The organism is Nocardiopsis chromatogenes YIM 90109 (assembly GCF_000341185.1).
Lineage (GTDB): Bacteria > Actinomycetota > Actinomycetes > Streptosporangiales > Streptosporangiaceae > Nocardiopsis_A > Nocardiopsis_A chromatogenes.
Genome location: NZ_ANBH01000164.1, coordinates 22,302 through 33,452 on the forward strand (window position 1 = coordinate 22,302; position 11,151 = coordinate 33,452).

Below are 11,151 nucleotides of genomic sequence, written 5' to 3' on the forward strand. Positions count from 1 at the left end.
TCATGTCTCGAATCGTGCGGGGTGGGGCGGGCGGGGCGCGGGGCCCCGCCCGGCCCGGGTCAGGTGCGGTCGACGGTGCCCGGGGTGCCGTCGGGGGCGGCGGTGATCAGCACGCCGGTCTTCAGGTCGGCGGCGACGTCGCGGTCCCCGCCGCGCAGCGCCTCCTCCTCGGTCACCACCGCGGCGGCCTCCAGGTGCTCGGCCTCGCTGGCGACCGCGGCGGCCACCGCGGCCTGCAGCGCGGTCAGCCGCAGGTGCGGCAGGTCCACGGTGACGGCGGTGTAGGTGCGGCCGGTCTCGTCGCGCACGGCCGCGCCCTCGGCGGCGCCGGTGCGGGCCCGCGAGGCGCGGGCGAGGGTGACGAGCTTGCTGTCCTCGGCGCCCAGCTCGGGGGCGTTGGTGTCGGTCACTGCTCTCCTTCGTCCGGTCCGGGTGGCGGGTCCAGCCGCTCCACCAGCACCGTCGCGGTCCGGTTGCGGCGGCCGGCGGGGTCCTCGGCGGTGAGCCTCAGACCAGCGTAGTCGGCCCGGGACCCGCTGATCGGCACCCGGCCCAGCGCGTAGGCCAGCAGTCCGCCCACCGTGTCCACGTCGGGTGCGTCCAGGTCCGCGCCGAAGTGCTCGGCGAGCTCGCCCAGGGGCAGCCGCGCGGTGACCCGGGCCCGGCCCTCCCCCAGGTCCTGGATGGGCGGCACCTCGTCGTCGTACTCGTCGGTGATCTCCCCGACGATCTCCTCGACGATGTCCTCGATGGTGACCAGCCCGGCGGTGCCGCCGTACTCGTCGATCACCACCGCCATGTGGATGCGCTGGCGCTGCATCTGCCGCAGCAGCTCGTCGATGGGCTTGGAGTCGGGAACGTAGGAGGCCGGGCGCATGGCCGCGCGCGCCGGAGGCACCGGCGGCACCGGCCGGCCGTCCCCGGACGCCGCCTCGGCCCCGGCCCAGTGGTCGCGCATCCGGGCGGTGAGGTCCTTGAGGTAGACGATGCCGACCACGTCGTCCTCGTCCCGCCCGGTGACCGGTATGCGGGAGAAGCCGCTGCGCAGGGCCAGCGACAGGCACGCGTCCAGGTCGTCGTCGGCGGAGGCGAAGACGATGTCGGTGCGCGGCACCATCACCTCCCGCACCACCGTGTCGTCGAGCTTGAACACCGAGTGGATCATCTGCCGCTCGTCGGCGTCGATGACGTGCCCCCGCTCGGCGAGGTCGACCAGCCGCCGCAGCTCCTCCTCGCTGCTGAACGGCCCGCCGCGCTCGCCCTTGCTGCGCGGGGTGAGCCCCCGCCCCAGCCGCACCAGCAGCTGCGCGGGCGGCCCCAGCACGACCGCGGGCCAGGCCAGCAGCACCGCGGTGGCCTCGGCGGCCTCCACGGAGAACTGCCGCCCCAGGATCCGCGGGGTGACCCCCATGAGGACGTAGTCCACCGGCACCATGACCGCGGCGGTCAGGGCGGCCGCCGCCCAGGTGGGCCCGAGCAGCGCGACGGCGCCCGCGGCGAACGCGACCACCGCCAGCACCTCGAAGGCGACCCGCAGCAGCAGCACCAGGTTGAGGGTGCGCGCCGAGTCGGCGGTCAGCGCCTCCAGCCGGGCGCGGCGCCGCTCGGGCAGGGCGCCGGCGGGCCCGGCGGCCCCGGCGGCGACCCGGGTGACGGCGATCTCCGCGGCCACGAGGAAGGCGGCCGCCAGGCCGAGCGCCGCGGCGGCGAGGAATGCGGCCGGCGCGGTGGCCACCTCACCCCTCCCGGGTCTCGGCGGTGCGCGAGGCCTCCGCGGCGCTGGGCCGCCACCCCATGAGCAGGTCGGCCTGCAGGCCGAACATCTGCGCCCGCTCGTCGGGTTCGCCGTGGTCGTAGCCGAGCAGGTGCAGGATGCCGTGCGTGCACAGCAGGTCCAGCTCGTCCTGGGCGCTGTGCCCGCCCTCCTCGGCCTGGCGGGCCGCCACCTGCGGGCAGATGACGACGTCGCCGAGCTGGCCCGGGTCGCTGGTGCGCTCCGGGCCGCCGGGGCGCAGCTCGTCCATCGGGAAGGACATCACGTCGGTGGGTCCGGGCAGGTCCATCCACCGCTGGTGGAGCTCGGCCATGGGCTCCTCGTCCACCAGCACCACCGACAGCTCGGCGAGCGGGTGCACCCGCATCGCGTCGAGCACGTAGCGGGCCAGCTCGGACAGGGCCGTCTCGTCGACCGGGACGCCGGACTCGTTCGCGACGTCGATACTCATCGTCTTGCGCGCCTTACTCGTGTGCTCCGCTGCTCCGCCGGGGGCTCATTCGCCCTCGGCCCGGCGGCCGTGCTCGGCCCCCCGGCCCCGGCCCTGTTCCCGGCCCTGTCCCCGCCCCTGGTCCCGGCCGCCGCCGGGTGCCCGGTCGCGGGCGCGGCCGCCGTCGTAGCGCCCGTAGGCGTCCACGATGGCGCTGACCAGCTTGTGCCGGACCACGTCCTCGCTGGCCAGGCGGCAGAACCCGATGTCGTCGATGCCCGACAGGATGTTCTCGATGGTCCGCAGGCCGCTGGAGGTGCCGCTGGGCAGGTCGACCTGGGTGACGTCGCCGGTGACGACGATCTTGGAGCCGAAGCCGAGCCGGGTCAGGAACATCTTCATCTGCTCGGGCGAGGTGTTCTGCGCCTCGTCGAGGATGATGAAGGAGTCGTTCAGGGTGCGCCCGCGCATGTAGGCCAGCGGGGCCACCTCGATCGTGCCCGCCGACATCAGCTTGGGGATGCTGTCCGGGTCGAGCATGTCGTGCAGCGCGTCGTAGAGCGGCCGCAGGTACGGGTCGATCTTCTCGTACAGGGTCCCGGGCAGGAACCCCAGCCGCTCGCCGGCCTCGACCGCCGGGCGGGTCAGGATGATCCGGTTGACCTGCTTGTTCTGCAGCGCCTTGACCGCCTTGGCCATGGCCAGGTAGGTCTTGCCGGTCCCGGCCGGGCCGATGCCGAACACGATGGTGTGCCGGTCGATGGCGTCGACGTAGCGCTTCTGGTTGAGCGTCTTGGGGCGGATCGTCCGTCCGCGCGCCGACAGGATGTCGGCGGTCAGGATCTCGGCGGGGCGCTCGTCCGAGGGGGAGCGCAGCATCGCCAGGGTGCGGTCGATCGCGTCGGGGGTGATGTGCGTGCCGTTCTTCACCAGCTCCAGCAGCTCTTCGATCAGCCGCACGACCAGCGAGGTCTCATCGGGGGAGCCGCTGATGGTGATCTCGTTGCCGCGCACGTGGATGTCGCTCTCGAAGGCCCTCTCGACGGTGCGGAGCAGCTCGTCCTCGGGACCGAGCAGGGCGACCATCATGTGCTCTTCCGGCACGACGATCTTGACCTGGGTGCTGTTCTGCGTTGTCTCGACCATGGGTCGGCCTTGCGGCCTTCTCGCCCCTGCCTCTCGCGTTCCACGTGGTCGCTCGCGGCGACCCCTTCACCTTATCCCAATGGGCCCCCGGCCCGGTTTGTTCCTAGGGGCTCTGGGCCCGCACCGGCACCTACCCGGGGGGCCACTCCATGCCGCGCCCGCCCAGCACGTGGGCGTGCACGTGGAAGACCGTCTGCCCGGCCCCGGTGCCGGTGTTGAACACCATGCGGTAGTCGGCCCCGATGCCCTCGCCCCGGGCCACCTCCTGGGCCTCGCGGGCGATCTCGTCGACCAGGCCGGTGCCCGCGCGCGCCGCCGCGGCCACGTCGGGGTGGTGCTCGCGCGGGATCACCAGCACGTGCGTGGGCGCCTGCGGGTTGATGTCGCGGAAGGCGACCGTGCGCTCGCCCTCGCGGACGATCTCGGCCGGCACCTCTCCGCCGACGATCTTGCAGAACAGGCACTCGGGGTCGCTCTGGGCCACCTGTGTCCTCTCCCAACTACTCGCTGCTCGCGGCTGCTCGGGACGCCCCTGCCGGGGTCCGGCCCCGGCCCCCGGCGCTTCCGGAGGCGTTCGGCGCCCGCCCCCATCATGCCGCAGACCGGTGACGGCGAGGGGGACCCCGGCGGACCCGATCCGCCGTCCCCGGCCCAGCCTCCTCCTGCACCGTGCTCCTCCGCCACCGAATTCCCGCCGTTCCGGAGCGGGCGGCGCCGTCCCTCCCCTACCGTGGGCCGCGGCTCGGCGGGCGGACCGCCCCGCGCCGACGCCCGGACCGTGACCCATCTGTGAGGTTGCAGCCGCGCGGAGCGGGGAAGCACAATCGGCGAACCCTCCGCGATTCGCCGCCGTTGCGGGCTATTCTGTTCCTTCGCGTGGCTTCGCCCATGGCGTCCTCCTCACCCCCCGGGGCCCCTCCCCCGCGGACCGGCGCCGGGGCGCACGCGGGGTGGCATGAGCAGGACCACACACCTCAACGAGAAGAATAGGTATGCCCTTTCGTAAACCCGGCGACAAGGGCGCGCGTCGAACGGACGTGACGGAGACCATGGTCGCGGGGACGACCGCGGCGGCAGCGACAGCAATCGAGTGGGACGCGGACCAGGCCGTGACCCGCCTCTACAGCGAGCACTACCGGCCGCTGGTGCGGCTGGCGGCCCTCCTCGTGCGCGACCACGCCACCGCCGAGGAGGTCGTCCAGGACGCCTTCGTGGCGATGCACGGCGCCTGGCGCAGGCTCAGGGACCCCAACAAGGCCCTGTCCTACCTGCGCCAATCGGTGGTCAACCGCGCGCGCTCGGTGCTGCGGCACCGGGCGGTGGTGGAGAAGCACGCCCCCAAGGCCCTGCCCGACGCACCCAGCGCCGAGCACGGCGCCCTGGGCGAGCTGGAGCGCGCCGCGGTGATCGCCGCGCTGCGCAAACTGCCGACCCGCCAGCGCGAGGCCATCGTCCTGCGCTACTACGGCGACCTGTCCGAAGCCCAGATCGCCGATGCGATGGGCATCAGCCGCGGCGCCGTCAAGAGTCATACGGCACGGGGCATCGCCGCGCTCCGCTCGGTTCTGGAGCAGACGACATGAACGAACCATTCGACGAGGGCACCGAGGAGCGGCTGCGCGCGATCCTGCGCGCGGAGGCCGACTCCGTGGAGCCGTCCCCTGAGGCGCTGAACGCGATCAGGGACCGCACCCAGAACCGGCGCTCCCCCCTGTGGTCGGGGCTGCCCTGGCTGCGCCCGGTGCTGGCGGTGGGCGCGGCGGCCGCCATCGCGGGGAGCGTGCTGATGGGCACGCCGCAGCTGCGCGAGCAGATCTTCTTCGCCGCCAACAACGCCGGGACCCCCGAGCAGGAGCGGCCGGACGGCGGCGGAGCGGGCAGGGCCACCGACGACACCGGCCATGCCGAGCGCCCCGAAGGCGACGGCGGCGCGACGGGCGGGAAAGGCGGAGGGGCCCCTTCCCCGGATGCGGAGGAGGACGGCGACGGCACCGTGGCGGGCCTGCCCGAGCACTGCCGCACGCCTGCGCCGCCCGACGAGGACACGCCCGTCCCGACGTCGACGGGCAGACAGGAATCGGACGCACCGGGGGACGGCTCGTCCGAGCAGGACCCCGACTGCGACCCGGACCGGCCCCCCGGTGACGGCGGCGACGGCTCCGGTGACGGAGGCGGCGACGGTTCCGGCGACGGCGGAGACACCGGAGGCGGCGACACCGGCGGGGGAGACACCGGCGGCGACGGAGGCGGCGACTCCGGCGGCGACGGTTCCGGTGACGGCGGCTCCGACGACGGCGGAGGCTCCCCTTCGCCCGACCCCGACCAGGACGGCGGCGACGGCGGAACGACGGACGTGCCCGTGGAGTAGCGCGTGGAGCGCCTCTTCCGGGGGCCACGTCCCCCGCCGCCCGGCGGTTCCGAAGTCGGCCCGGGACCGGCGAGGAACGGGGCGCCACCGGATCCTTCCGGTGGCGCCCCGCCTCTGTCGGTGACCGCTGGATGACCGCTATCGGATGACCGCTTCGCCGCCTCTCACCAGCGGCCGCAGCGCGCCTGCAGTACGGCGAGGGCCGCGACGCCCGCGGTCGACGTGCGCAGCACCGTCGGCCCGAGCAGCACGCGCCGGGCTCCGGCGCCGTCGAACGCCTCCAGCTCGGCCTCACCGACCCCGCCCTCGGGGCCCACGGCCAGCACGATCCCCTCGCCCGCTTCGGACACAGCGCCTTCACCGGGGAGGGCCACCTGCGACAGCGGCAGCGCGGCCTCCTCGTGCAGCACCAGCCCCAGGTCGGCCTTGCCGAGCAGCGCCGCGGCGCCGTCCCGGCCCACCGGGTCGGCGACCTCGGGCACCCGGGCGCGGCGGGCCTGCTTGGCGGCCTCCCGCGCCGTCGAGCGCCATTTGGCCAGCGACTTGGCGGCGCGGTCGCCCTTCCAGCGGACGACGCACCGCTCGGCCGACCACGGCACGATCCGGTCCACCCCGGCCTCGGTCATCAGCTCCACGGCGAGTTCGCCGCGGTCCCCCTTGGCCAGTGCCTGCAGCACGGTCAGGCGCGGGCGCGGCGCGGGCTCGGTGCGCCGATCGCGCACCGCGCACACCACCGTGTCCTTGCCGACCTCGGTGACGGTGCAGCGGGCACGCGTGCCCGCCCCGTCCACCAGGTCGACCTCCTCCCCCGGCCCGATGCGGCGCACCGCGGCCGCGTGCCGCCCCTCGGGGCCGCGCAGCACCGCGGTGTCGCCGTCCAGCCCGCCCTCCTCGGCGAGGAAGACCGGCGCGGTCATCAGCGGGCCCCGAAGGCGTCCCGCAGCCGGGAGAACAGCCCGCCGTGCCCGGGGCTGAACTTGCCCGGGGGCTGGGTCTCGCCGCGCAGCTCGGCGAACTTGCGCAGCAGTGCCTCCTGCTCCTCGTCCAGCTTGGCCGGGGTCTCCACGTCGACCTGGATCATCAGGTCGCCGCGGCCGCCGCCGTCCAGGTGCTTGACGCCCTTGTCGGCCAGGGTGATGACGTGCCCGGAGCCGGTGCCCGGCCGCAGGTCGATCTCCTCGGTGCCGTCGAGCGTCTCGAAGGTGAACGAGGCGCCCAGCGCCGCCGCGGTCATCGGCACCGTTATCGTGCAGTGCAGGTCGTCCCCGCGGCGCTCGAACACCGGGTGCGGGCGCTGCACGATCTCCAGGAAGATGTCGCCGCGCGGGCCGCCGTTCGGCCCCACCTCGCCTTCGCCGGCGAGCTGGATCTGGGTGCCGTCCTCGACACCCGCGGGGATCTGCACCTTGCGGGTGACGCGCTCGCGCACGCGCCCCTCGCCCGCGCAGTCCGCGCACGGGTCGGTGATGACGCTTCCCTGGCCCGAGCACTGCGGGCACGGGCGGGTCGTCATGACCTGGCCCAGGAACGACCGGGTGACCTGGGACACCTCGCCGCGGCCCTGGCACATGTCGCAGGTGTGGCGGCTGGTGCCCTTGGCGGTCCCCTCTCCCTGACAGGTGTCGCACAGGACGGCGGTCGGGAAGGTCACGTCCTTGGTGACCCCGAACGCGGTCTCGGACAGGTCCAGCTCGACGCGGATCTTGATGCTGCGTCCGCGCCGCACCCGGTCCCGTGCGCTGCCCCTGCCCCCGGCCTGGCCGCCGAAGAAGGCGTTCATGATGTCGTCGAAGGGGAACCCGGCCGCCCCGAAGCCGCCGCCGGGGCCGCCCGCCCCGCCGCCGGGCGCGAACGGGTCGGCGCCCATGTCGAACATGCGGCGCTTCTCGTCGTCGGAGAGGACCTCGTAGGCCTGGGTCACTTCCTTGAAGCGCTCCTGGGTGGCCGGGTCGGGGTTGACATCGGGGTGCAACTCCCGCGCGAGCCGCCGGTACGCCTTCTTGATCTCGTCCTTGGACGCGTCCCGGCGCACACCGAGGGTCTCGTAATAGTCTCTCGCCACTTACTGCCCCGCCAGAATCGAAGAAATGTACCGAGCCACCGCGCGTACCGCTCCCATCGTTCCCGGATAGTCCATGCGTGTGGGTCCGACCACCCCGAGCTTGGCCAGGGTCTGGTCGCCCATTCCGTACCCGGCGGAGACGATGGAGGTGCCCCTCAGGCCCTCGTAGGGGTTCTCCGCACCGATGCTCACGGTCAGCATGGAGGGATCGCCCGCCTCACCGAGCAAACGGATCAGGACCACGTTTTCTTCCAGGGCCTCCAGCACGTCCCGCAGGCCGGCCGTGAAACCCATCCGTGCCAGGTTGGCGGTGCCGCCCAGCACCACCTTCTCCTCGTGCCGCTCCACCAGGGTCTCCAGCAGCACCGACAGCACCGAGGCGGTCATCTGCCGGTCCTCCGGGGGCGCCTGGGCGGCCAGGTCGGCCACGGCGCCCGGAACGTCGGTGAGCCACTGCCCGGCGGTGGTCTGGTTGAGGACCTGCCGCAGCCGGTCCACGCCCTCCTCGTCCACGGCGTCCAGGTGGTCGATGACGCGCTGCTCGACCCGGCCGGTGTTGGTGATGAGGACCATCATCACCCGGTGCGGGCCCAGCGGCACCAGTTCCACGTGCTGCACGTAGGAGCGGGTGAGGGAGGGGTACTGGACGATGGCGACCTGCCGGGTGAGCTGCGCCAGCAGGCGCACCGTCCGGGCCACGATCTCGTCCAGGTCGACGGCGCCGCGCAGGAAGGTCTCGATGGCGCGGCGCTCGGCCGCCGACAGCGGCTTGACCGTGGAGAGGCGGTCGACGAACAGGCGGTACCCCTTGTCGGTGGGGATGCGCCCGGCGCTGGTGTGCGGCTGGGCGATGTACCCCTCCTCCTCCAGCGCCACCATGTCGTTGCGGATCGTGGCCGGGGATACACCCAGGGTGTGACGCTCGGCGAGGGCCTTGGAACCCACCGGCTCGTTCGTGGACACGTAGTCCTCGACGATGGCACGCAGGACGGCCAGCTTCCGGTCGTCGAGCACGCGCTCACCTCCTGGCACTCCGTGGTCTTAAGTGCTAATTCTATGCGCCCCGGTCCAACCGCCTCGGGACCTGCCCCGACGGCGGCCGGAGTCCGGGCCGCACACGGCCGTGAACGCCCCGGACAGGGCGCGGTACGGCGGTGGACCCTCCGGAGCATGGCACATGCGCGCCCCTGGACGCCGCACCGCCGTTTCCCGGGGGCCGCCTGCGCCGGGGGCGCGGCGGGCCGCCCGGAGTGCGGGGCGGGGGCGGGGAATCCCGCAGCAGGGCGGCTGCGGATCGGCGGTCGGCCCGGGCGGCACGGCGGCCCCGGGGGCCGCACCCGCCGCACGTGGCCTTGCCCACCCCATGAGCTCCATCCGCCCCTTTTCGTCAGAGTTTCCGGACCCCCACGGCCTCACCCCGCTGCGTTCCGGTAGGCCCCGGTACGCCCCGCCCATCCCCGGATCGCGCGGACTCCGGCCCCGCGGCCCGTCTCCCACTAGAATCCCCGCCGTGCCTAAGAATTCCGACAGATACGGCTCGGACGTGCTGGCGGGCGACTGGCGGCGGCCGCACAAGGACCGCATCGCCGAGGTCGAACTGGAGCCGGGGCTCGTCCTGGAATCGGCCGACGAGGGCTTCTGCGGGGCCGTGGTGGCCTGGGACAAGTCGACCGTCACCCTGGAGGACCGGCAGGGGGCGACCCGCGTGTTCCAGTTGGAGCCCGCGGCGTTCCTGGTCGAGGGGCGGCCCGCGACGGCGGTGCGGCCCTCGGCCCCCTCCCCCTCCGGCCCGCTGCTCAGCGCCTCCGGGTCGGTGGCGGTGCGCGGGGCGTCCGCGCGCGTGGCACGGGAGAGCCGCATCTACGTCGAAGGGGTCCACGACGCCGAGCTCGTCGAGCGGATCTGGGGGCACGACCTGCGCGTGGAGGGCGTGGCCGTGGAGTACCTGGAGGGCGTCGACCACCTCCCGGCCATCGTGGAGGAGTTCGGCCCCGGCCCCGGGCGCCGCCTCGGCGTGCTGGTGGACCACCTGGTGCCCGGCTCCAAGGAGAGCCGGATCGCCGAGCGGGTCTCCTCCCCGCACGTGCTGGTCACCGGTCACCCGTTCATCGACGTGTGGCAGGCTGTGAAGCCCTCGGTGCTCGGCATCGGGGCCTGGCCGGAGGTGCCGCGCGGCACGCCCTGGAAGGAGGGGGTGCTGCAGGCGCTGGGCATCCGCGAGGAGCCCGGGGAGGCGTGGCGGCGCATCCTCGGCGCGGTCCGGTCGTACAAGGACGTGGAACCGGAGCTGCTCGGGCGCGTCGAAGAGTTGATCGACTTCGTCACGGTGCCGCCCGCGATGCAAGACTAGGACGGTACCGCAGGAACCGCAGGATCGGCGCGGCGCGCGGTGGCCGGGTGCCCGTCGGCGCCCTCCCGGGACCGCGGCACCACGCAATCGGCAAGCCATAGGGACGACATGAGCGAGACCCCGCCCAATCAGCACCAGCCCCAGGACCCCGCACAGGGACCGGGCGGAGCCGCGCCCGGCGCCCCCGGCCCTGGAACCGGCGGTCGGCCGGGGTTCGCACCGCAGGCGCCGCAGCAGCCGCAGCAGCCCGGCTACCCCGGCGCGGCTCCGCACCCGTCGCCGTATCCGCAGCAGCAGCCCCAGGGAGGGCCGCAGGGCGGTCCGCGGATGGCGCCTCCCGGCGGCCCGGTTCCCCCCGGGGCGCCCGGTCAGGCCGTGACGGGGCAGCAGCCCGCGGTCGGCGCGATGCAGGGCCCGGCGGTCCCCGGGTTCCCCGGCGGCGGCCCGGTCCCGGCCTCGGGCCCGGCCCCCTCGGCGGAGGACCCCACCTGGGCGATGATCGCCCACCTGTCGGGAATCGTGGTGGCCTGCCTGGGGTGGCTGCCCGCGCTGCTGGTGCACGCGAGCCAGAAGCAGCGGTCGGCCTTCGCCCGCCACCACGCCTCCGAGGCGCTGAACTTCCAGCTCACCCTGCTCATCCCCTACGCCCTCGCCTGGATCGTCTACATTGTGCTCGCGTTCCTGACACCGACGGTGGTGTGGATCGGATCGGTGCTGATCGCGCTGGTCTGGGGCCTGTCCATCGTGTTCGGCGTGCTGGCCGCCGCCAATGCCAACAAGGGCGGGTGGTACCGCTACCCCGTGGCCGTCCGCCTCGTGAAGTGACCGGCCCCTGCCCCTTCGGCCGGCGACCGACTCCTCTGCGTGCGCCGCAGAGCCCCCTCGGCTCAACGACCTGATCGACCTAGGAGAACCGACCATGGGTTACCCACCCCAGCCCGGCGGGCAGCAGCCCCACCCTCAGCAGGGTTACGGCCAGCAGCCGCAGCAGCCCGGCTACGGCCAGCAGCCCCCGCAGCCC

General features: G+C 74.0%; 12 protein-coding genes. 4 read left to right on the top strand and 8 right to left on the bottom strand.

Annotation, left to right across the window (positions count from 1 at the left end; translation table 11 throughout):
• Window positions 1–59 precede the first annotated feature (59 nt).
• The 5 genes from D476_RS0117315 to D476_RS0117335 form a co-directional block, all read right to left on the bottom strand.
• Window positions 60–410 (bottom strand): hypothetical protein, encoded by a 351-nt coding sequence (locus D476_RS0117315; RefSeq protein WP_017625193.1) that lies wholly within the window; start codon window positions 408–410, stop codon window positions 60–62.
• The gene (locus D476_RS0117320; RefSeq protein ID WP_017625194.1) at window positions 407–1,735 is read right to left on the bottom strand and encodes a hemolysin family protein; all 1,329 of its coding nucleotides are present in this window, start codon (window positions 1,733–1,735) and stop codon (window positions 407–409) included. Before D476_RS0117320 ends, D476_RS0117315 begins: the two co-directional genes overlap by 4 nt.
• A gap of 1 nt (window position 1,736) precedes the next feature.
• On the bottom strand, window positions 1,737–2,225 hold the full coding sequence (gene ybeY / locus D476_RS0117325) for an rRNA maturation RNase YbeY (RefSeq protein WP_017625195.1): 489 nt from the start codon (window positions 2,223–2,225) through the stop codon (window positions 1,737–1,739).
• A 45-nt stretch (window positions 2,226–2,270) separates the two neighbouring features.
• Window positions 2,271–3,350: a PhoH family protein gene (locus tag D476_RS0117330; RefSeq protein WP_017625196.1), complete on the bottom strand. Its 1,080-nt coding sequence runs from the start codon at window positions 3,348–3,350 to the stop codon at window positions 2,271–2,273.
• 130 nt (window positions 3,351–3,480) lie between these two features.
• Window positions 3,481–3,834, bottom strand: coding sequence for a histidine triad nucleotide-binding protein (locus D476_RS0117335; protein WP_017625197.1), 354 nt, complete (start codon window positions 3,832–3,834; stop codon window positions 3,481–3,483).
• Between the two features lie 565 nt (window positions 3,835–4,399).
• Here D476_RS0117335 and D476_RS0117340 point away from each other — a divergent pair.
• The gene (locus tag D476_RS0117340; protein ID WP_026123592.1) at window positions 4,400–4,933 is read left to right on the top strand and encodes a SigE family RNA polymerase sigma factor; all 534 of its coding nucleotides are present in this window, start codon (window positions 4,400–4,402) and stop codon (window positions 4,931–4,933) included.
• Entirely contained in the window at window positions 4,930–5,718 is a 789-nt protein-coding gene (locus tag D476_RS0117345; protein WP_017625199.1) for a hypothetical protein, read from the top strand. Before D476_RS0117340 ends, D476_RS0117345 begins: the two co-directional genes overlap by 4 nt.
• Before the next feature lie 164 nt (window positions 5,719–5,882).
• On the opposite strand, the gene D476_RS0117350 is transcribed toward D476_RS0117345, so the two are convergent.
• The 3 genes from D476_RS0117350 to hrcA are packed head-to-tail and all read right to left on the bottom strand — an operon-like array spanning window position 5,883 to window position 8,794.
• The gene (locus D476_RS0117350; RefSeq protein WP_017625200.1) at window positions 5,883–6,635 is read right to left on the bottom strand and encodes a 16S rRNA (uracil(1498)-N(3))-methyltransferase; all 753 of its coding nucleotides are present in this window, start codon (window positions 6,633–6,635) and stop codon (window positions 5,883–5,885) included.
• On the bottom strand, window positions 6,635–7,780 hold the full coding sequence (gene dnaJ / locus D476_RS0117355) for a molecular chaperone DnaJ (protein ID WP_026123593.1): 1,146 nt from the start codon (window positions 7,778–7,780) through the stop codon (window positions 6,635–6,637). The genes D476_RS0117350 and dnaJ overlap by 1 nt, the downstream gene beginning before the upstream one ends.
• A complete protein-coding gene (hrcA, locus tag D476_RS0117360) occupies window positions 7,781–8,794 on the bottom strand; it encodes a heat-inducible transcriptional repressor HrcA (RefSeq protein WP_017625202.1) in 1,014 nt (337 codons plus the stop codon). It lies immediately after the preceding gene.
• Between the two features lie 529 nt (window positions 8,795–9,323).
• Here hrcA and D476_RS0117365 point away from each other — a divergent pair.
• Both D476_RS0117365 and D476_RS0117370 read left to right on the top strand, forming a co-directional pair.
• A complete protein-coding gene (locus tag D476_RS0117365) occupies window positions 9,324–10,130 on the top strand; it encodes a DUF3097 domain-containing protein (protein ID WP_017625203.1) in 807 nt (268 codons plus the stop codon).
• 375 nt (window positions 10,131–10,505) lie between these two features.
• Window positions 10,506–10,955, top strand: a complete 450-nt coding sequence (locus D476_RS0117370) for a DUF4870 domain-containing protein (protein ID WP_239648738.1) — start codon at window positions 10,506–10,508, stop codon at window positions 10,953–10,955.
• The last annotated feature ends 196 nt before the right edge of the window (window positions 10,956–11,151 follow it).

Bases quoted from the DNA above. Each gene is read 5' to 3' on its own strand.
- ybeY (WP_017625195.1), bottom strand. From the start codon at position 2,225: ATGAGTATCGACGTCGCGAACGAGTCCGGCGTCCCGGTCGACGAGACG.
- D476_RS0117330 (WP_017625196.1), bottom strand. From the start codon at position 3,350: ATGGTCGAGACAACGCAGAACAGCACCCAGGTCAAGATCGTCGTGCCG.
- D476_RS0117340 (WP_026123592.1), top strand. From the start codon at position 4,400: ATGGTCGCGGGGACGACCGCGGCGGCAGCGACAGCAATCGAGTGGGAC.
- D476_RS0117345 (WP_017625199.1), top strand. From the start codon at position 4,930: ATGAACGAACCATTCGACGAGGGCACCGAGGAGCGGCTGCGCGCGATC.
- D476_RS0117350 (WP_017625200.1), bottom strand. From the start codon at position 6,635: ATGACCGCGCCGGTCTTCCTCGCCGAGGAGGGCGGGCTGGACGGCGAC.